The 19837-nt window shown below is 71.4% G+C and carries 20 protein-coding genes; 13 read left to right on the forward strand and 7 right to left on the reverse strand.

Features of this window, described 5'->3' with window-relative positions:
* Window positions 1-7 precede the first annotated feature (7 nt).
* Both ACWD0F_RS09565 and ACWD0F_RS09570 read right to left on the reverse strand, forming a co-directional pair.
* Window positions 8-751 carry a hypothetical protein gene (locus ACWD0F_RS09565; protein WP_449873625.1) on the reverse strand — a complete coding sequence of 248 codons (744 nt, stop codon included), beginning with the start codon at window positions 749-751 and terminating at the stop codon, window positions 8-10.
* A gap of 131 nt (window positions 752-882) precedes the next feature.
* Entirely contained in the window at window positions 883-1485 is a 603-nt protein-coding gene (locus ACWD0F_RS09570) for a CGNR zinc finger domain-containing protein (protein WP_449873627.1), read from the reverse strand.
* 69 nt (window positions 1486-1554) lie between these two features.
* Between ACWD0F_RS09570 and ACWD0F_RS09575 the strand changes: the two genes are divergently transcribed.
* Window positions 1555-1944, forward strand: a complete 390-nt coding sequence (locus ACWD0F_RS09575) for a RidA family protein (protein WP_449873629.1) — start codon at window positions 1555-1557, stop codon at window positions 1942-1944.
* Window positions 1945-1986: 42 nt separating this feature from the next.
* On the opposite strand, the gene ACWD0F_RS09580 is transcribed toward ACWD0F_RS09575, so the two are convergent.
* Window positions 1987-2853, reverse strand: a complete 867-nt coding sequence (locus ACWD0F_RS09580; protein WP_449873630.1) for an alpha/beta fold hydrolase — start codon at window positions 2851-2853, stop codon at window positions 1987-1989.
* Window positions 2850-4013 carry an FAD-dependent oxidoreductase gene (locus tag ACWD0F_RS09585; RefSeq protein WP_449873632.1) on the reverse strand — a complete coding sequence of 388 codons (1164 nt, stop codon included), beginning with the start codon at window positions 4011-4013 and terminating at the stop codon, window positions 2850-2852. The genes ACWD0F_RS09580 and ACWD0F_RS09585 overlap by 4 nt, the downstream gene beginning before the upstream one ends.
* An 84-nt stretch (window positions 4014-4097) precedes the next feature.
* On the opposite strand from ACWD0F_RS09585, the gene ACWD0F_RS09590 reads away from it, so the two are divergent.
* Window positions 4098-4688, forward strand: a complete 591-nt coding sequence (locus tag ACWD0F_RS09590) for a TetR/AcrR family transcriptional regulator C-terminal domain-containing protein (protein ID WP_449873634.1) — start codon at window positions 4098-4100, stop codon at window positions 4686-4688.
* Between the two features lie 36 nt (window positions 4689-4724).
* On the opposite strand, the gene ACWD0F_RS09595 is transcribed toward ACWD0F_RS09590, so the two are convergent.
* Window positions 4725-7196, reverse strand: a complete 2472-nt coding sequence (locus ACWD0F_RS09595) for an MMPL family transporter (protein ID WP_449873636.1) — start codon at window positions 7194-7196, stop codon at window positions 4725-4727.
* 166 nt (window positions 7197-7362) lie between these two features.
* Between ACWD0F_RS09595 and ACWD0F_RS09600 the strand changes: the two genes are divergently transcribed.
* The 6 genes from ACWD0F_RS09600 to ACWD0F_RS09625 all read left to right on the forward strand — a co-directional run bounded on the left by ACWD0F_RS09600 (window position 7363) and on the right by ACWD0F_RS09625 (window position 11254).
* The gene (locus tag ACWD0F_RS09600) at window positions 7363-8037 is read left to right on the forward strand and encodes a TetR/AcrR family transcriptional regulator (protein WP_449873638.1); all 675 of its coding nucleotides are present in this window, start codon (window positions 7363-7365) and stop codon (window positions 8035-8037) included.
* Window positions 8038-8122: 85 nt separating this feature from the next.
* Window positions 8123-8656: a hypothetical protein gene (locus ACWD0F_RS09605; protein WP_449873640.1), complete on the forward strand. Its 534-nt coding sequence runs from the start codon at window positions 8123-8125 to the stop codon at window positions 8654-8656.
* Window positions 8653-9162: a DinB family protein gene (locus ACWD0F_RS09610; RefSeq protein WP_449873642.1), complete on the forward strand. Its 510-nt coding sequence runs from the start codon at window positions 8653-8655 to the stop codon at window positions 9160-9162. The genes ACWD0F_RS09605 and ACWD0F_RS09610 overlap by 4 nt, the downstream gene beginning before the upstream one ends.
* 99 nt (window positions 9163-9261) lie before the next feature.
* Window positions 9262-9957, forward strand: a complete 696-nt coding sequence (locus ACWD0F_RS09615) for an NUDIX hydrolase (RefSeq protein ID WP_449873644.1) — start codon at window positions 9262-9264, stop codon at window positions 9955-9957.
* A gap of 7 nt (window positions 9958-9964) precedes the next feature.
* Window positions 9965-11113: a 5'-methylthioadenosine/S-adenosylhomocysteine nucleosidase family protein gene (locus ACWD0F_RS09620; protein WP_449873646.1), complete on the forward strand. Its 1149-nt coding sequence runs from the start codon at window positions 9965-9967 to the stop codon at window positions 11111-11113.
* 3 nt (window positions 11114-11116) lie between these two features.
* Window positions 11117-11254 carry a hypothetical protein gene (locus tag ACWD0F_RS09625; protein ID WP_449873648.1) on the forward strand — a complete coding sequence of 46 codons (138 nt, stop codon included), beginning with the start codon at window positions 11117-11119 and terminating at the stop codon, window positions 11252-11254.
* Window positions 11255-11341: 87 nt separating this feature from the next.
* Here ACWD0F_RS09625 and ACWD0F_RS09630 read toward each other — a convergent pair whose 3' ends face one another.
* Window positions 11342-12562 carry a PucR family transcriptional regulator gene (locus ACWD0F_RS09630; protein WP_449873650.1) on the reverse strand — a complete coding sequence of 407 codons (1221 nt, stop codon included), beginning with the start codon at window positions 12560-12562 and terminating at the stop codon, window positions 11342-11344.
* Between the two features lie 95 nt (window positions 12563-12657).
* Here ACWD0F_RS09630 and ACWD0F_RS09635 point away from each other — a divergent pair, with 95 nt between their 5' ends.
* The 5 genes from ACWD0F_RS09635 to ACWD0F_RS09655 are packed head-to-tail and all read left to right on the forward strand — an operon-like array spanning window position 12658 to window position 18344.
* The gene (locus ACWD0F_RS09635; RefSeq protein WP_449873652.1) at window positions 12658-13983 is read left to right on the forward strand and encodes a cytosine permease; all 1326 of its coding nucleotides are present in this window, start codon (window positions 12658-12660) and stop codon (window positions 13981-13983) included.
* A complete protein-coding gene (locus tag ACWD0F_RS09640) occupies window positions 13980-14972 on the forward strand; it encodes a TIGR03619 family F420-dependent LLM class oxidoreductase (RefSeq protein ID WP_449873654.1) in 993 nt (330 codons plus the stop codon). The genes ACWD0F_RS09635 and ACWD0F_RS09640 overlap by 4 nt, the downstream gene beginning before the upstream one ends.
* The gene (locus tag ACWD0F_RS09645; protein ID WP_449873656.1) at window positions 14969-16147 is read left to right on the forward strand and encodes a M24 family metallopeptidase; all 1179 of its coding nucleotides are present in this window, start codon (window positions 14969-14971) and stop codon (window positions 16145-16147) included. The genes ACWD0F_RS09640 and ACWD0F_RS09645 overlap by 4 nt, the downstream gene beginning before the upstream one ends.
* Window positions 16144-17391 (forward strand): threonine synthase, encoded by a 1248-nt coding sequence (locus tag ACWD0F_RS09650; RefSeq protein WP_449873658.1) that lies wholly within the window; start codon window positions 16144-16146, stop codon window positions 17389-17391. Before ACWD0F_RS09645 ends, ACWD0F_RS09650 begins: the two co-directional genes overlap by 4 nt.
* On the forward strand, window positions 17388-18344 hold the full coding sequence (locus ACWD0F_RS09655; protein WP_449873660.1) for an LLM class flavin-dependent oxidoreductase: 957 nt from the start codon (window positions 17388-17390) through the stop codon (window positions 18342-18344). Before ACWD0F_RS09650 ends, ACWD0F_RS09655 begins: the two co-directional genes overlap by 4 nt.
* Before the next feature lie 61 nt (window positions 18345-18405).
* Here the strand turns inward: ACWD0F_RS09655 and ACWD0F_RS09660 are convergent, their stop codons facing one another.
* Window positions 18406-19677: a cryptochrome/photolyase family protein gene (locus ACWD0F_RS09660; RefSeq protein WP_449873662.1), complete on the reverse strand. Its 1272-nt coding sequence runs from the start codon at window positions 19675-19677 to the stop codon at window positions 18406-18408.
* Window positions 19678-19837: the final 160 nt, after the last annotated feature.

The following is a 19837-nucleotide window of genomic DNA, read 5'->3' on the forward strand; positions in this document are numbered from 1 at the left end:
CAACGGGCTAGAGCGCCACTTGTCCAACCGAAATCACACTTATTCGAGAGTCCTTGACAACTGCTCCTGCGCGTTCGGGTGTTGTGTTGAGAATCATTCCATACCACAAGCCGTCAGCCGCTCTCTTCTTCAATTCGGGAAGGTCGAGGCCGAAGGAGTCAAGGGCTTCTTCGTCTTGAGGTTGTAGCAGCTCCACCCACTGCCTGAAGCTTGAGGTGAGGGATGTCCTGATGTCGGGATTGCAGTCGTCGAATCCACGGGCATCGCAAAAACCAGAATAATCCCATGATATCGGCAGGTGCTCGTCGCGAGGTGGCGAGAGCAGAGCGACGTCAGGTATCGATGGCCAGACCTTGTGAACGTCCTCTTCCCTCATGGGATTCTTGAATCCGACGACCAAGGTGACCCTCAGGTCTTCGATGTGCGGGAGCTTGCCAAGTAAGTCTGCCGCCTCTTTGGTCAACCTTGGGTGGTCCGGCTTACTCAATAGCGCGTGGATGGACTCCGTGAGTTTCCACTCTCTCAGGCGTGGAACGCTGACGGAGCCATCAGAGCTGTACTGCATTTCTACGTCCTGCCGACCGAAGATTTCGTCGGAAGAGCGCCTCGGCCATCGCGGTTCGAGGGGGACACGAACGATTTCACCATGTTCGTTCCACGCCCTGGAGAGCAGCCGTTCATCGTGCGCCACCGCGTAATCGGGCCGGGACACGGCGAGCGCGTTGACCCAGACGAGCGCCTTGTGATCCACCGTTCCAGGAGGCGCGCTAGTCGTGCAGCTCGCCGACATCAGGCAGGCGAGGACCAGCGCCGCACACGTGAGCGGGCGCACCATGCTGCCTCACTTTCGGTCGCTCCGATGGCGCAGACGGTATGGCCGGGTCATGCATCGGTGGCCTGCCGGGCGCGGAGAGCCCGGAGCTTGTGGCGGTTGCCGCAACGCTCCATCGTGCACCAGCGCCGGGTGCCGGGGCGAGAGGAGTCGACGAACACCAGGGGGCAGTTGTCGCTCCCGCACTCGCGGATGCGCCCGGAGAGCGGGCCGGACAGCAGCTCGATCATCTGCCGCGCCAGTGTCGACAGCACTTGTGTCGCCCGCACCGGCGTCACCCAGCCGGCGGTCGTGCCGTCGGCGGCCAGTTCGGGGGTCAGCGGCATCGCGGCCGCGGCCCGGTTGATGGTCCCGACCGCCTCGGCGGGGAGGGGGCGCTGCGCCGCCCGGGCGTGCGCCGCGTCCCAGATCGCCTGGCGGAGTGTCTTGGCCGCGGTCAGCTCCCGGGCTGTCACGGGGACCGTCATGACCGCGGCCAGCGGCGGTTGGGCCAGCCATTCGGCCAGGTCGGAAGGCTCGTGAAGGGTCTCGTACATCGCATACTCGCCCTCGCCGCCGGTGTGGGCGAAGTCCAGGCAGACGGCGCCGGCGTCGAAGAAGAACGACCCTCCCCGGGGGTTGTCCAGCACACGTCCAGTTGCGTCAGCTCGCATGAAACCAGTATAAGTGGTGTTGTGAGCGACACCACTTATACCGGTGTCATCGACCGAGGAGGGCGACACATGGGTGTTCGGCACATCAACCCCGAGGGACTCCACCGCAGCCCGGCCTTCAGCCAGGCCGTCGTGGTCGAACAGCCGACGAAGACGATCTACATCGGCGGCCAGAACGGCGTCGACTCCGACGGCAAGGTCGTCGGCCCCACGCTCGGAGAGCAGGCCAGGCAGGCGTTCCGCAACCTCGCGACCATCCTGGAGAGCGAGGGGGCAAGTTTGGCGAACATCGTGCACTGGCGCCTCGCCGTGGTGGACGGAAACTCGATCGAGGAGGGTGTGGCCGCCTTCCAGGAGGTGTGGGACCAGTCCGACCCGCCGCCGGCCATCACGGTCCACTTCATCGCCGGCTCGGGTCCCGGGATCCTCATCGAGATCGACGCCGTCGCCGTCGTGTGACGCTCGTCCTCTTCCCGGGAGGTCAGACCGGTGTCGAGCCCGTCATGCTGCGCCGAAGAAATCACGCAGCGCCTGGGCCACGACGAGCGGGGCTCCGTCGTCCTCCGGTCCCGAATGCCCGAGTCCCAGCAGGGCGATGCTGCGCGCATGCGTGAGCACCTCGGCGAGTTCCGCGAAGGCGACACCGAAGTATGCCGCGCTTCTGGTGCCGCCGAGGAGCAGCACCTGCGCGTCGAGCGCCGCGTAGTCCGCGACCGTGTCGGCCATCTCCCTGATCACCTGCGCGTCGAAGTGGAGCGTAGGGATGAGCGCCTCGACCGGCACCTCATCGGGGGCCCCGTCGCCCTGCAGGCGCGCCCCGGCCGCCAGGAGCGGCACGAGGGCGAAGCGGGGGACCCTGGTGAACATCGACGGCTCGGCGGCCAGGCCCTTGAGCCCCGTGACCAGCGCGGACGCGGATCTCCCCGTGGCGATCTCGTGGTCGAAGCGCGCCGCCCAGTCCACCGGCACCGAGCCGCCGATCGACAGCGGCGGCTCATACAGGGCGATCCGGTCAAGGCCGGGTGTGAGCAGGGCCGTGCGCAGGACGACGAGCGCGCCCGAGCTCAGCCCGAAGAGCTGCGATGCGCCGGTCGCGGCGACGAGCGCCTGCAGGTCTTCGACCTCCCGCAGGACGCCGAAGTGGTCACCGTGGGGTCCGCTCAGCCCGCGTCCACGCCGATCGGGCACATAGACGGTGAAGTCGGCCGACAGCGCGGCGGCGAGTCTGGAGAAGTGGTGCGATGCCTGCATTGCGCCGTGCACGAGGATCAGTGCGGGGCCGCGACCACGCTGCCGGTAGCCGATCGTCGTGCCGTCGGCGGAACGAACCTGGCCTTTGGTGTACACGACCTGCGGCGAGCCCTTCACCGTGTCACCTCGTCCGCGGCCGGGACGAACCTCTGCTGCGCCTGCTTGCCGGCCTCCACGGCCGCGTTCCCGCGTTCCAGCAGGTCGTCCTGGTACTCGGCCAGCGCCGAGGTCAGGGCTCGCTCGTCCCGGCCGACCTCTTCCAGCCGGGCGCACAGCCGCACGGCATCCTGCATCGCGGTGCTCGCGCCGTTCCCGCCGCTGGCCGGCGTCAGATGGGCGGCGTCGCCGAGCAGCGTGACCCGGCCCACCGGCCAGGACGGCATCGGCCGGTCGTAGACCTTGGACCGGCCGACGGCGCTCATGTCGGCGGAGCGCACCAGCTCCCGCAGGTCGGGATGCCAGCCGTCGATGAGGTCCAGCACCAGCTCGCGCGCGTCCCCCGGGTCGGCGGGCGCCGGACGGTCCGGCGGCACCAGCAGCACCCACCGTACGTAGCTGTCGCGATGTGGCATGTCCAGCCCCGGAGCGAGCTCGGCCGCGGCCGCGGCCGGTTCCCTGCCGAACTGCATCCGCCCCAGCATCAACGTGACCCCGGGCCCCTTCACCATCGTGCCGCGCCCCGGCACCAGACGGAGGAAGCGGTCGGTCATGGGGATACGCCCCATCGCTCCGCACAGGTCCGCATCGACGAGCCTGACCTCGGGCACCAGGTGCCGCCGCACCGCGGAGTTCCCGCCGTCGGCGCCGACCAGAACCTCGCCCGTGGCCTCCGTGCCGTCGGCGAAACGGGCGGTCACGGTCCCGCCCGGTCCCTCCGTGAAGCCTGTCAGCCGCTTGCCGTGCGCGACCCGGTCCCCTAGATCGCCGAGCAGGATCCGCCGCAGCACCTGCCGATCCATCGCCCTGGCCGTCGCCGGCGGCCCGTCCAGGTCGCGGCTGAGCACCGTGAGCTGCTCGTCGAACAGCAGCCCCGGCCCGGTCAAGCTCCCGCTGGTGATCTCGACCAGCTCGTAGAGCCGCCGCGGCAGGCTCGCCCGCAACGCCGCCAGCCCGGGTTGCTCCAGCCCGATCCGGTATCCCTGGAACCGCTCCCCGCTGCCGTCGTCCGCCTCGTAGACCCGCACGTCGATGCCGGCACGGACGAGCGCGTGCGCGAGCGTCAGCCCGCCGAGCCCCGCCCCGATCACCAGCACCCGTCCCACGCCTTGCTCGGTCATGACATCCTCCATCCCCTACGTGAACAACGTTCACGTGTACATTGTTCACGTACGCGGGGCCGACTTGTCAACCAGGAGGATGCGATGGGACAGCGACGCGCCCAGGTGCTTCAGGCGGCGATCGAGCTGCTCGACGAGGTCGGGCTGGACGGTCTGACCATGCGGCTCCTGGCCGGGCGGCTCGGCGTGCGAGCAAGCGCGCTGTACCGGCATTACCCCAGCAAGCAGGCGCTGCAGGACGCCATGGTCGCGCACCTGGGCACCCCGCCGCCCGATGCCGTCCCGCCACCCGACGGCCCCTGGGACGAGCGGCTGCGCGCCGTCGCGATCGGCACGCGCGAGCTCATGCTGGCCCACCGCGACGGCGCGCGCCTCATGTCCACGTTCCGGGACCCGGGCAGCTCGGCCGTCGCCTCCTACCATGGCCTCATCGCCACCTTGTCGGCCGCGGGCGTCCCCGCGCACACGGCCGCGGTCGCCGTGGACACCGTCATGGCCTACGTCAACGGCTACACGACCGAGGAACAGGCCCGCGCGGCCGGTGCCGGCGCCCGGCCCAGAGAGCTCCGCGACCGTGCCTTCCAGGACGGCCTCGACCTCATCATCACCGGGGTCGAGGCCGTCTGCCGCGGCGTTCCCGTCGCCGGCGACAGCGGCCGATCGCTATCGACCTGAGGCTTCCGGGGCCCGTTCACGCTGCCCGCCCCGCCGTCAGCGCACAGCGGCCTCGGGGACCCGCACCGGCGCGGCCTGATGGTGATGCTCCAGCTTGGCGCCCTCGACGTCCACGTCCGGCAGGACCCGGTCGAGCCAGCGCGGCAGCCACCAGGCCTTGTCACCCGCCAGATGCATGACCGCCGGAATGATCAGCATGCGCACGACGAAGGCGTCGACGAGCACGCCGAAGGCCAGGGCGAATCCGACCGGCCGGATCATCGTCATGTGGGAGAACATGAACCCGCCGAAGACCGAGATCATGATGACCGCGGCGGCGGTGACCACGGCCCGGCCCGCCCGCAGGCCCTCGGTGACCGCCTGCCGGGCGGGAGCACCGTGCGCGTAGGCCTCACGCATCCCCGAGGTGAGGAAGAGCTGGTAGTCCATGGCGAGCCCGAACAGGATGCCCACCAGCAGGGTCGGCAGGAAGTTGAGAATCGGCGCGGGATCGGTGACGCCGAAGACGCCGCCGAGCCACCCCCACTGGTAGACGGCCGTGACACCGCCGAGCGCCGCGAACAGCGACAGGACGAAGCCGCCCGTGGCGATGAGGGGCACCAGGATCGAGCGGAACACCACGATCAGGATGAGCAGCGACAGGCCGACGACGAGCGCGAGGTAGGCCGGCAGGGCGCCGGCGAGCTTCTCGGAGATGTCGATGTTGGCGCTGGCGCTGCCCGCGACGGACAGGGAGACGTCGTCGGACCCGAGGTCAAGGGTACGGTCGCGCAGGTCGTGGACGAGGTGCTCGGTGGACTCCGAGGTCGGCCCGCCGGTCGGGACGACCTGGAAGACCAGGACGGTGCCCTTGTCGTTGGCGCCGATGGGGGCGACCGCGGTCACGTTGTCGACGTCCATGAGCTGCTTGCCGAGGTCCTCCTGTGCGGGCGCGAGGTCGTTCCCGGTCACGCCGTTGCCGAGGTCGGCGACGACGATCAGCGGCCCGTTGGCGCCGGCGCCGAACTTCTCGGTGATCGTGCTGTAGGCGCGATACTGCGTGGAGTCGGCGGCCTCGGACGCGCCGGTCGGCAGGCCGAGCCGCATCGAGGCGGCGGGCAGCGCGATGACGGCGAGTGCGCCGACTCCGATCACGATGCGCAGGACGGCCCGGCCGATGGTCATCGGCTGCACGTGCTTCGGCGCGGTCAGGGTCGTGGCGCGGCCGGCGGCGGCCTTCCTGTCACGCCGTGGCAGCAGCCGGTGCCCGAGCAGGCCGAGCAGCGCCGGGGTCATGGTCACGGTGAGGAGCACCGCGATGGCGATGGCGACGGCGCCGACGGTGCCCATCAGCGCGAGGAATGGGATGCCCGTGACGTTGAGTGCCAGCAGCGCGATGAGCACGGTGCTGCCCGCGAAGACGACGGCGTTGCCGCTGGTGCCGTTGGCCAGCCCGATGGACTCTTCCACGGTCATGCCCGCCCGCAACTGGCGGCGGTGGCGGTGCAGGATGAACAGTGAGTAGTCGATGCCGACGGCCAGGCCGAGCATGGCGCCCAGGATGGGCGTCACCGACGTCATCTCGATCGTGCCGGACAGGGCCATGGCGCCCGCGACGGCCACGCCCACGCCGAAGAGCGCGTTGAGGAGCGGCAGTCCGGCGGCCACGAGGGTGCCGGTCATGACGATGAGCACGAGCGCGGCGACGACCAGGCCGACCGCCTCGCCGACGCCACCCAGCTGCATCTCGCCCTGCATGATCTCGGCGGAGTAGTCGGCGGTGACGCTGCCGGGGAGCGCGGCGTCGATGGTCTTGGTGACGGTTTCCTTGGTCTCCGGGGTGATCTCCTGCTGCGGCAGGTCGAAGACGACGGTCGCGGTCGCGGTCGAGCCGTCGGAGGAGACCGTGCGGATCCCCTCCGCCATGGTCAGCAGGCCGCGTCCGACGAGCAGTTGCTGCTCGGACTTCTCCAGGGTGGCGGTCTGCTTGTCGAGCTCGGCCTGCTGCGCGTCGAGCTGGGCGATGGCCGCCTTGAGCTGCGGGTTGGCGCCGGCCTGGGCGATGGCCGCCTCGGTCTGCGTACGGGCCCGGTCGAGCTGCTCCTGGCCCTTGCCGAGCCGGGCGCGGCCGTCCTCGACCTTGGCCAGGCCGTCCGTGACCTTCTTCGCCTGGTCCGCGCGCGTGCCGGCGGAGGTGAACGGGTCGGCGACCTGGTCGACGCCGTCGAGGCCGGCGACCTTCCGCAGCGCGGCGCTGATGCCCTCGCGCTGGGCGCCGGTGAGCTTGGCACCGTTCCTGGCCTGGATGACGATCGACCCGGTGCCGCCGCTGGCCACGGGCAGCTCCGTCTTGAGACGGTCGGTCACCTCCGCCGTGGGCGTGCCGGGGATGGTCATCGTCGAGCTCATGGTCCCGCTGAAGGCCAGGAACGCTCCGACGGCCAGGGCGAGCACGACGACCCAAGCGGTGATCACCCACCAGCCCCGGCGGGCGGTGAACCGGCCCAGCCGGTAGAGCAGTTCGGCCATCGTGGACTCGCTTTCTAGCTGCTGATACGCGGGGCTGACGGGGGGTAAGTGGATAAGCCATATCCGATTGCGCAGTCTAGTAAAAAGTGGATAGAAACCATCCGTTTCATCGGATCACGGGCTGTGATGTTGATCCCACCTGTCCGTTGAGGGGTACTCTTGCGGCGTGACGCAGCCACCCGTTGCCGCCCATGAGCCGGCGGACCGTGGCGCGCTGCGCCGGGATGCCGAGCGCAACCGGGAGCGCATCGTGCGCGCCGCCCAGGAGCTCTTCGCCGAACGCGGCCTCGCCGTCGGCTTCAACGAGGTCGCCCACCACGCCGGCGTCGGCGTCGGCACCGTCTACCGGCGCTTCGCCGACAAGGAGGAGCTCATCCGCGCGGCGCTTGAGAAGCCGCTGGCCGAGCTGGCGGAGGTCGCGCAGCGCGCGGGCGAGGCCGAGCGGGCCTGGGACGGACTCGACCTTCTCCTGCGGCGCATCACCGAGCTCCTGGTCGACAACCTCGGGCTGCGGGACGTGGCGCTGGGCGGTGGTGAATGGCAGCTCGGCAGGTCCGCCGGCGAGCGCGTCGCGGAGGTGATGAAGCATCTGCTCGACCGGGCGCGCGCCGAGGGAGATTTGCGTGATGGTGTCGTCGGCGACGACGTGACGATGATCCTGTGGCTGGTGACCGACCTGGCGCAACATTCCGCCCAGGTGCGCCCGGGGCTGTACCGGCGCTATCTGCAGGTCATGCTCGACGGGCTGCGATCCTGGCCGGGGAGAACACCGCTGGTGGAGATGCCCACCGAGCAGCAGGCGCTGACGATCTGCCGGCGCTGGGCCGGCGCGCCCACCTAGGGTTGTGACCCGGAAACGATCACCGGGTCGGCGTGGACGGGCGTTGTCGTACCCCCGGTGTAGCGTCCAGGCCGGAGTCAGGTTCATGCTCTGCGGTCGACGGAGGAGCGGGGATGGCGAGCGCGACAGGCGAGCCCCTGGTGGTGGTGTCCCGGCGCGCCGGCGCCCCGGCGCCCCGGCGGGGGACATCTTCCGGATCCTGGCCGACCCCGGACGGCACCCGGCCCTCGACGGCTCGGGGATGTTGCGCCGTGGGCTCTCCGACGCCGTGGTCGCGGGCGTCGGAGACGTCTTCGTGATGCGCATGCACGTTGAGCGCTACGGCGACTACGAGATGAACAACCACGTCGTCGAGTACGAGCAGGACCGCCGCATCGGCTGGGAGCCGAGACCCGGCCGCGGGCACCCGGACGCCGCCACGCCCGGGACCGCCTGGGGCCACCGGTGGATCTTCGACCTGCTCCCGGACGGGGCCGGGGCGACGGTCGTGACCGAGATCTTCGACGGTTCGCGCATGCCGGAGGACAAACGCGCGGAAGTGGACAGCGGGCGCGCCTGGTGGCAGACACAGATGACGAGCACCTTGGAACGCCTCGCCGGACTGTGCGCCGCCCGGTGAACGCCGAACTCGACGCACTCAAGGGCGCCCTGGACCGCCAGCGCGAGCACGTCCTCGGGATCCTCGAAGGGCTCTCGGACAAGGATCTGCGGCGGCCGGTGCTGCCCAGCGGCTGGAGCTGCCTGGCATTGCTCCGCCACCTCACCCTGGACGTCGAACGTTTCTGGTTCGCCGGGGTGATCGCGGGGGAGCCGGATGTGGCCGGACAGCTCACGGCGGGCACGGAGGCACACTGGCACGTACCCGAGGGGATGGGCGCCGAGGAGGTTTTCGCCGACTACCGGGCGGCCATCGCGCGCGCGGACGCCGTGCTCGCCGCCGCCGTGCCCGAACAGGAGCCGGCCGCCTGGCCCGTGGAGATCTGGCCGGCCTGGCGGCTGCCTGACGTGCGGCACATCCTGATCCACGTGCTCACGGAAGTCGCCTGCCACAGCGGTCACTTGGACGCGGTGCGCGAACTGATCGACGGCACCACCTGGCTCGGCGGCAACCCCTACGCCGGCTAGTTCTGTGACGACCTCGTCGAACCGATGCTTTCGGCTACGAGCCCGGCAGGCGCGCGAAAAGGACTTCCTGTCGATCTGACAAAAAGCTAGGGTGTGCTCATGCCCGACGACCCATGGCAGCCGCCGCGCATCCTGCTCGCGGTCGACCTCGTGATCCTGACCCTGCGCGACGCGCGCCTGCACGTCCTGCTCGTGGAACGCGGCATCGACCCGTTCCTCGGGGCCCTCGCCCTGCCGGGCGGCTTCCTGCGCGACGAGCACGAGGACATCGAGGCGGCGGCGCGGCGCGAGCTGGCGGAGGAGGCGGGCCTGTCCGACGTGCACCTGGAGCCCCTGGCCGTCTACGGCGAGCCGGGCCGCGACCCGCGCGGCCGCGTCGTGTCCGTCGCCTACCTGGCCATCGCGCCCCGCCTGCCGGAGCCGGTCGCCGGCACCGACGCCGCCGACGCCTCCTGGACCTCGGTGGACGACGCCCTGGCCCCGGGCGCGAAGCTGGCCTTCGACCATCGCCGCATCGTCATCGACGGGGTCGAGCGCGCGCGTGCCAAGCTGGAGCACACCGCCCTGGCCGCCGCGTTCTGCGCCGAGCCCTTCACCATCTCGGAGCTCCAGCAGGTGTACGAGGCGGTCTGGGGCGTCCGTCTCGATCCCCGCAACTTCTACCGCAAGGTCCAGGGCACCCGCGGCTTCATCGTCGCCGACGGCCCGATGCGCAAGACCCCGAACGGGCGGCCCTCCCGGCTCTTCAAGGCGGGCCCGGTTCACGTCCTCAATCCCCCGATGACTCGGCCTTAGGAGGTCGATGGTCATGATCGTGATCCTCACCGCGCTGGATCTGGAGTATCAGGCCGTCCGCGGGCACCTGACCGACCCGCGTGTGCACCGCCACACCGCCGGCACCCGCTTCGAGGTCGGCCGCCTGGCCGGCGACGGGCGCCGGGTGGCCCTGGGCCTGGTCGGCAAGGGCAACCATCCGTCGGCGGTGATCACCGAGCGGGCGATCGCCGAGTTCTCGCCGTCGGCGCTGCTGTTCGTGGGGGTCGCCGGGGCCCTGTGGCCCGGCATCGGCCTGGGCGACGTCGTGGTGGCCACGCACGTGTACGCCTACCACGGCGGCACCAGCGAGGACGACGGACTCAAAGCCCGCCCGCGCGTCTGGGAGATCGCCCACGAGACCGACCAGATCGCCCGCCACCTCTACCGCACCGAGTCCTGGACCCGCCGCCTGCCCGCGGGCGCTGGGGTGCCCGCGGTGCGCTTCGGCCCGATCGCGGCCGGCGAGGTCGTCCAGGACTCCGCGCTCTCCGCGCACGCCCGGTGGGTGCGCCAGACCTACAACGACGCGCTCGCGATCGAGATGGAGTCGGCCGGCGTGGCGCAGGCCGCCCATCACAACAGGTCGCTGCCCATGGCCGTGATACGCGGCATCAGCGACCGCGCCGACGGCACCAAGATCGCGACCGACGGCCTGAGCTGGCAGCCGAGGGCGGCGGCCAACGCCGCCGCCTTCGCCGCGGCCCTCGCTCAGGAACTGGCCGTGGCCGACGAGAACCCTCCGGCGAACAAGGCGAGAGAGGCGAAAGGCATGACCGACAGGGTGCGGAACATCGCCCGCGACAACGCCCGGGTGGGCGTGCAGGCCGGGCACATCCACGGCGACGTCACCATCGGCCGCCCGCCCCAGACGCAGGCGGCCGACCCGGCCGCCCAGCTCGCCGAGCTGCGCGAGCGGCTCGCCAGGGCGCGCAAGGCCCAGGAGGTGGACGAGGACACGTTCGCCGCGGCGGAGGAGGAGATCGCCGTCGCCGCCGAGTCGCTGTCGGAGAGCACCGGGGCGGGCAGGAGCAAGGCGGTGATCGCGCTCAAGAGACTGCGCGGGCTCCTGGCGGACGTGGCGGAGCTGGCGGCGCACGTGTCGGCCGTCATCGCGGCCATCCGGGGCGTCCTGTGAACGATGCCCGCTCCGGCCCGGCCAACGTCGCCGCGGACTCGGCTGGCCCTGCTCAGCGGACGCAGCCTGCAGCAGGTGCCGCCGACGGAGATCACCCTGCTGCGCCGCGTGCACGGCGCCGTCAAGGACGACGATGAGTGAGCCGACGCGATCAAGCTGGTCGACCACCTTCTGACGTCCCGTCCTGCGGAGGACGGGTCTGCCGACATAGCGCAGGAACTCCTCCGGTCACGTCGCGCTGGAGCCGGGAGGCGGCGTGCCGGCCGGTTCGGTGATCATGAGTTCGTCGGCTCGCAAGGCGAGGAGGACGTCCGGACGCACCAGGTCGGCCGGCTGCTCGACGTTCAGCAGCTGCAGGATGCGGCGCAGCCGGTAGCCGACGGTGTTCTCGTGGACCGACAGTGCCTGGGCCGTGGCGCGGGTGGACAGCCCGCCCGCGAGATGCACCCGCAAGGTCGTCACCAGCGCCGGGCTGGCCCGCAGCGGGCCGAGGATCGTCTCGGTGAGCCGCGTGGCGTCCAGCGGGTTGCCGATCAGCAGCACCTCGGGGATGACCCGCTCGAACGGGACGACCGTCCGGTCGGCTTTCATCCGCAGCCCGGCCTCCAGCGCGGAGAGCGCCTCCCGGCACGAGGCGCCGACCTCGCCCAGCCGCGGCCGGGGTTGTCCCAGGCCGATGACGAGTCCCGCCGGCAGGCCCGGCCGTCCCGTCGCGCGCCCGAGCAGGTCCTCGATCCCGTCGATGTCGGCCAGCACGAGGAGCAGCGCGGAGCCCATGCCTCCGACGAGCAGCCGGCTGCGCAGCCTCGGCCGGATCGCGTCCACGATGATCCGCCGGGCGCCGGCGAGCGCGAGCGGTGACGCCCCTCCGGGCAGGTCGATCGCGACCCCGCGGTGCGGCCGCTGCGCCTGCACGCCGACCAGCCGCGCGCGTTCCTCGACGTCGGCGGGGTCGAGCGGTTCCCCGCCGGCCAGCCGGGACACCAGGTCGGTGGCGATCTGGTCGAGGTGACCGGCCGATTCGGTGCGGGTCGCCCGGTAGGCGTCCAGCGTCGCCTCGATCATGGCGTCGGTGACCGTGGCCAGCCGGCGCGAGAGGTCCATCAGGCCGATGGTGTCCAGCGGGGGGCCGGCCGCGGCGAAGCGCTCCAGCAGGTCGCGCTCGGCGGCGTGCCAGGACGCGACCACGCCCTCCACCGGCACGCCCTGGATCGCGCGCCGTTCGCCGAGCGCGGCCGCGGGCGCCAGCTCCGCCCCCTGCGGGGTACGGCGTTCGGCCACGGCCATGATCAGAGTCCGCACGTTCCGCGCGACCACGTTGGCCAGGTCGGCGACGTCCATCCGCGCGTCGTCGTAGCCGGGCAGGTGCTCCCATACCGCGACCACCCGCGACGCTGCAATATCGTCGAGTTGGGTGAGGAGGATCCGGGCTCGTTGTGTGAAATCCACAAAGGACCGCCTTTCAACTTCCCAGCACCCCACGTGGTGAGGTGACGAGCGGCTGTCCGACTATGGAACAGCACAATACGGGCATGGGAGGTGCGATGAGTACACAGACGGCGGACCGGAGCACGCTGGCCAGCGATCTCGACGACCACGCGCTCGAACCGGTGCCGAGAGATCGTCGCAAGTCCCTGCCGCAGATGATCATCATCCAGATCGGCTGGAACATCAGCGTCAGCAGTTTCTTGGTGGGCGGTGTCGTCGGCGGCGGAACGACGTTCGGCGAGGGAATGGCGGCCATCGTGGTCGGCAACCTCGTGCTGGCGATCGTCGCCGGGCTGGTCGGGCTGGTCGGTTACCGCACCGGGCTGTCCAGCTATCTGGCGGCGCGGGCGGTCTTCGGCCGGCACGGCGCGGCGCTGGTGTCACTGATGCTCGGCGTCATCGCGATGGGTTTCATCGGCGTACTGATGGACACCTGGGGCGGCGCGGTCAGCAAGCTCATCCCCGCCGTGCCCCCATGGGCGTTCGTGCTCGCCTTCGCGGTCGGGATCACGTCCACGTCGATCTTCGGGATCAAGGGGCTGGCCCGGTTCTCGGCGATCGCGGTGCCCATCGAGATCGCCATCGCGCTGGTGGCGCTGGTCAAGATCGGCGGCGGCGACGGCGGCTTCGCCGATGTCCTCCACCACACACCGGTGGTGCCGATCGGGTTCGCCGCCGCGGTCGGAGCGGTGATCGCGACCTGGGTCACCGGTGCCGCGCTCGTCGGCGACGTGGCCAGATACGCCAAACGTCCGCGCGACGTGCTCATCTCCAGTTTCTGCGGGTTCATCGTCGGCGCCGGGGTGTTCGAGACGATCGCCACGATCTCGGCGATGAAGGTCGGCAACAGCAACTTCGTGCTCGTCATGCAGGGTCTCGGGCTGCTGGCCCCGGCCGCGGTGATGCTGGTGCTCGCGCTGTGGAACACCGCGGACAACAACCTCTACTCGGCCTCGCTGGCGTTCACCAACGCCTCGACCAGCATCCGGCTGCGCCTGCGCAAGCCGGTCTGGAACATCGTGTCGATCGTGATCGCGGTCATCGTGGCGTTCGCCGGGCTGGCGAACTCGTTCCTGACCTTCCTCACCATCATCGGGCTGGTCGCGCCGCCGTTCGCGGGCGTGCTGATCGCCCACTTCTGGGTGCTGGCGCGGCACAGCTCCGGCCGTGAGCTGCTGGAGACCGCACCCGCGGTGCGAGTCGAGGCGCTGGTCGCGTGGCTGGCCGCCGCCGTCCTGTCCAAGTTCACCGACGTGCTGCTCGCCGACCCCATCGAGGGCCTGGTGTTCGGTTTCGTGATCTACGCGGTACTCGGCTGGGGTGTGATCCGGGTCAAACGCCGCGCGAGCGCGCCCGCGCTGCAGATGGGAGACGCGTCATGAAGTTCGGACTCGGCGTGCCGACCGGCACCGAGGGCCTGATGTACCCGGTGCCGTATGCCGACATCGACCAGGCCGTCCAGCTCGCGCTCGAGGCCGAGCGGCTGGGCTTCGACTCGATCTGGGGCAACGACCATGTGACGACCCAGGCGTACGTGCGGGAGGAGTTCGCCGAACCGCCGCGCTACTACGACCCGTTCGGGTACCTCAGCTATGTCGCGGCCGTCACCGAGCGGATCCGGCTGGCCACCGCGATCATGGTGCTGCCGTTCCGCAACCCGGTGGTGGCCGCCAAGCAGGCCGCGACGCTGGACCGGCTGTCCGGCGGGCGCGCCGTCCTCGGCGTCGGCATCGGCGCGTACCGCGAGGAGTACACCGCGATGAACCCCGGCGCCAAGCTGCACCGGGGCGAGCACGCGGCCGAGGCGATCCAGGCGCTCAAGGCGCTGTTCACCGAGCGCCGGGCGAGCTTCCACGGCACCTGGGTGTCGTTCGACGACGTGGAGTCCTATCCCAAGCCGGTGTCGACGCTGCCGATCCTGTCGGGTGGCAACGCGCCGGGCTCGCGGACCCGGGCCGCGCTGTACGGCGACGGCTGGTTGCCGGCCTGCCTCACCCCGGAGGAGGTCGCCCGGGGCCTCGGCGACATCCGCGCCCAGGCCGAGACCGCACGCGGCGGTCTGCCGGCCGATTTCGAGGTCGCCCTGCAGCTCGCGGTGTGCGTGGCGCCGACCATGGAGCAGGCGTGGCAGAAGTTCCGCGCCTCGCAACTGCACAACCACATGGTCTCGTTGTCGAAGACCACGCTGAAGGATCAGGGTGTCGAGGACCTGGCGACGCGCAACCTGATCGGCACCCCGGAGAGCGTCCGCGAGCAGGTGGAGGCGTACCGCGCGGCGGGCGTCGGCACGCTCGCCGGCCTGCTGTTCGCCGCCAACACCGTGGCGGAGACCATCGACGCGATGAGCGAGTTCAGCGAGGTGATCATGTGACTGAGCGTGTGACGGGAACGCCCGGCGCCCCCGGCGTCGACCAGGCCGAGCTGGCGGCGGAGCGGCTGCGGCGGCTGCGGTCCGCACTGGCCGGCGCGCCCTTCGACGCCGTGGTGCTCACCACCCCGGAGAGCGTCTTCTACGCCACCGGGTACCGGGCCGTGGCGACGCCGCTGTTCCGTGCCCATGCGATGGCGGCGGTGGTGACCGCGGACGACCTCTGGCTGGTCTGCCCGGCCGCCGACACCGCGCCGGCCGCCGACCTGGGCCTGCCGGAGGACCGCCTGGTTCCGTTCGGCCGCTTCTACTTCGAGACGGCCACGGGCTCGCCGCTCGCCGCGATGGCCGATCGGCACCCGGACCTGGCGTCCGCGCTCGCCACCGCGGTCGCGGCCGCGGGCAGCGGGCTCCGCTTCGGCATCGAGAGCCTCGCCGCCGCGGAGCTGCCCGGCGCGGTCGACGCCGCCGGCTGGATCTCCGCCGTACGCGGCGTGAAGCTGCCCGGCGAGATCGAGCTGCTGCGGTACGCGGCACGGCTCGCGCTGGCCGGCGTGGAGGCCGCGATCGACGCCGCCGCACCAGGGGTCACCGAGCGCGAGCTGGCCGGGATCGTGGCCCAAACCATGATCGCCGGCGGTGCCGAGCCCCGCTTCCTGGTCGTGACGACCGGCCCGCGCTCCGCCCTCGCCGACGCCCACGCGGGCGGCCGGGCCTGGCGTCCCGGTGAGCTGGCCCGGTTCGACGTGGGCTGCCTGTACGCCGGCTACTGGTCCGACATCGGCCGTACCGCGGTGCTGGGTCAGCCCGACGCGACCCAGGCGAGCCGGTACGCCGCGATCCTCGACGGCCTGGACCAGCAGCTCGCGCTGGCCAAGCCCGGCGTCCTCGCGGAGGAGCTGTTCGACGTGGCCATGGACGCGGTCCGCCGCGGTGGCATCGGCCACTACCGCCGCCAGCACTGCGGGCACGGCATCGGCGCCGCGGTCTACGAGCCGCCGATCGTCGCCCCCGGTGCCGGCACCCCGGTCGAGCCGGGGATGACCTTCTGCTTCGAGACGCCGTACTACGAGATCGGCTGGGGCGGGATGATGGTCGAGGACACGCTCGTGGTGACCGAGGACGGCGTCGAGCGGTTCATCGAGTCGCCCCGCGAGCTCCTGGTGGTGAACGCATGACGAAGCATTACCTCGACCGGCTCAGCTGCCTGCGCTGCAAGCGGACCTACCCCGATCCCAGCGTCGAGCTGCTCGGCCGCGGCTGCCCGGCGTGCGAGCACGACGGCGTGCCGGCGAACCTGGTCACCGACTACGAGATCCCGGCGCTCGGCGAGATCCCGGCCGACGACGGCCAACCGGGCCTGTTCCGCTACCGGGCACTGCTCCCGCTCCGCGACGACACGGCCGCGGTGAGCCTCGGCGAGGGCGGGACCCCGCTCGTCGAGCTGCCGGCGACAGCCGAACGCCTGGGCCTCGGCGCGGTCTACGTCAAGGATGAGACGCGCAATCCGACCTGGTCGTACAAGGACCGGCTCGCGGCCGTCGCGATGACGAAGGCCGTCGAGCTGGGCGTGGAGGCGGTCGTGGTGGCCAGCACCGGCAACCACGGCGCGGCGGTCGCGGCGTACGCCGCGCGGGCCGGCCTGAAGTGCGTCGTCCTCACCGTCGCCTCCGTGCCGAGCACCATGAAGACGCTGATGCAGGTGTTCGGCGCCGACGTGGTGGCCCTGGACCGCGCGCCCGACCGCTGGGTGCTGATGCGCCGGCTGACGGAGGAGCGCGGCTGGCTGCCGATGTCCGGTCACGCCAGCCCGCCCGTGGGCTCGATCAGCTACGGGCTGGACGGATACAAGAGCATCGCCTACGAGATCGTCGCCGACCTCGGCAGGGTGCCCGACTTCGTGGTGGTGCCGGTGGCGTACGCCGACGGCCTGACCGGGATCTGGCGCGGCTTCGCCGACCTGGTCGCGCTCGGCGTCACGGACCGGCTGCCCCGGCTGGTCGCGGCCGAGCCGTTCGGGCCGCACCGGGACGCGCTCGCCCGCGGCGCCGAGGTCGCGGGACCGGTCCCGGCCGCGCCTTCGGTGGCGTTCTCGATCGCCTCGCCGTTCGGCACCTACCAGGGGCTGGCCGCGCTGCGCGCCACCTCGGGGCAGGCCGTCGCCGTGCCGGACGACGAGCGGATCCTCGACGCTCAGCGCCGGTTCGGCACCGAGGCGGGGCTCTACCTGGAGGCGTCCTCGATCACCACCCTGGTGGCCCTGGAGGAGCTCGTCGCGCAGGGTGAGGTCGCCGCGGACGCGACGGTCGTGCTGATCGGCACGTCGACGGGGCTGAAGGACGTCGGCGCCACGGCGGCCGGGCTGCCCGGCGTGCCGGTGATCGAGCCCACGCCGTCCGCGCTGGACCGGGCGCTGCGGTGAGGCTCGCGTTCTCGATCTCCGGTCACCGTACGGCGTCCTCCGCCGTGCGGATCGCGCGCGCGGCCGAGGACGCGGGCTACGAGACCGTCTGGGTCACCGAGGACTACTGCGAGCGCGGCGCGTTCACCCTCGCCGGCGCCATCGCGGCCGTGACCGAACGGATCAAGGTCGGCATCGGTGTGGTGAACCCGTTCACCCGGCATCCCGCGGTCATCGCCATGGAGTTCGCCGCGCTTGAGGAGATCAGCGGCGGACGGTCCCTGCTCGGGCTCGGCGCGAGCAACTCGCGATGGATGACCGACCAGCTCGGGATCCCGTTCGATCGGCCGATCGGGCGGCTCGCCGAGGCCGTCGACGTGGTCCGCGCGATGATGACCGGCGAGCCCGTGCGCCACACCGGCGACCACTTCACCGTGGACGCGACGCTCGCCTTCACGCCCCTGCGTACCCGTCCGCCCATCGTGCTGGGGGTCAAGGGACCGAAGGCGATGGCGATGGCGGCGCAGCGCGCCGACGGGCTGCTGCTGTCGATCCTGTCCGCACCGCCGTACGTCGCGTCGGTCCGGGAGCGGGTCGGCGCCGGTGTCGAGCTCGCGGCGTACGTCGGCCTGTCGGTGGCCGACGGAGATCCGGCGGGAGCGCGTGATCGCGCCCGGCTCGGCGTGGCGACGTACCTGGGCGTGCACGGCGACCACGAGATCACCCGGACGGCGGGGCTCGACCCCGAGCTCTGCACGGCGTTCCGTCAGGGCTGGCGCGACGGTGCGCCGCGCGTCGACCTGGTCGACGACCAGGTGCTGGATCTGTTCACCGCCGCCGGATCCCGCGCCGACGCGGCCCGTTATCTGGCGCGGCTCGCCGACAGCGGGCTCGACGTCGCGGTGGTCCGCGACGATCCGGCCGCGGACGTGCCCGATCTGCTCCGCACCGCCGCCGAGCTGGCCGGCGGCTGACGGATGGGGCTCTTGCCGGTCGTGGCGGGTCACTGGCCTCCTGATCGGCAAGGGTCACCCGTCAGGACATGCCGAACGAGTCTGCCTTGAGCCGGCGCGGGTAGCCGCTCGGCAGCGCGGGCAGCCGCCAAGGCTGATGGACGTGGGCGGCGGGCACGTCGGCGAGTTCGGGGACGTAGCGGCGCACGTAGTCGCCCGCCGGGTCGAACCGCTGAGCCTGGCGCAGCGGGTTGAAGGCGCGGTTGGGGCGGGTGTCGTTGCCGGTGCCCGCGACCCACTGCCAGTTGCCGGAGTTGTTGGCCACGTCGCCGTCGAGCAGGTGCTCGAAGAAGTGCCGGGCACCGGCGCGCCAATCGATCTTGAGCAGCTTGACCAGGTAGGAGGCCACGATGAGCCGGGCCCGGTTGTGCATCCAGCCCTCGGCGAGCAACTGGCGCATCCCGGCGTCCACGATGGGCAGTCCCGTCATGCCCGCGCACCAGGCCTGCAGGGCGTCCTCGTCGTCGCCCCAGCGGTGGCCACGGGGGCGGTAGTCGGTCCGGTTGATCTCGGGGAAGGCGTAGGTGACCTGGTAGTAGAAGTCGCGCCAGCACAGCTGGCGGACGAACTCCTCGCTGCCGGCCGCCAGGTGGGCCAGTTCCAGCGGTGACAGGCAGCCGAACCGCAGATACGGACTGAGCCGCGAGGTGCGGTCACCGGCCAGATCGTCATGACCGCCGGCGTAGTCCCGCAGGCCGCGGTGCAGCCACTTTTCGGCGCGGTCCCTGGCGGCGCTCTCCCCGCCGGGCATGGCCTGCGGTTCCGCCCCGCTCGGCAGGCGCCCGGCGTCGAGGTCGCGCGGTGTCGGCACGTGGCGGGGCGGCGCGAGCAGCGGACGGTGTTCGTGGCGGCTCCAGGCGCGCCAGTACGGCGTGAAGACCCGGTAGTGATCGCCGCCGCCGGACGGCTTCAGCGTGCCGGAAGGCACCACGGTGAGGCCAGGGAAGCGGAGGTAGGAGATACGTTCCCGGGCCAGCCGGTCCTCCCTCCGCCTGGCCAGACCGGTGACGTCGGCACTGGCGAAGACCGCCTCGGCCCCGGTCCGCCGGGCCAGCTTCATGGTCTCGCCCACCACGTCGCCGTGCCGCACGATCAGCTCCCCGCCGCGCGCCCGCAGGCCGGCGCGGAGATCGGCCAGGCACTCCAGCAGGAAGCCGCGGCGGCAGCCGGCGGGGATCGCCTCGTCCAGCACGAACAGCGGGATCACCGCGCGGGCGCGGTCGCAGGCAGCCGAGAGAGCAGGGTGGTCGTGCACCCGCAGGTCCCTGTTGAACAGGACGATCGCCGTATCCATCAACGCCTCCCCGGTCGCGTCACCTGACCCCATTCCTGGCAGATGTCCGCCACGCGTGTCCGCATGACACGCACCCGGCCGTGGCAAGTTCCGGACACCTCTGCGCCGGGTGCGACCAAGCATCTTTCCTGATGTGCTTGGTCGGCGGCGTGCCGGTGAC

This window comes from Nonomuraea sp. NPDC002799, from assembly GCF_053592075.1.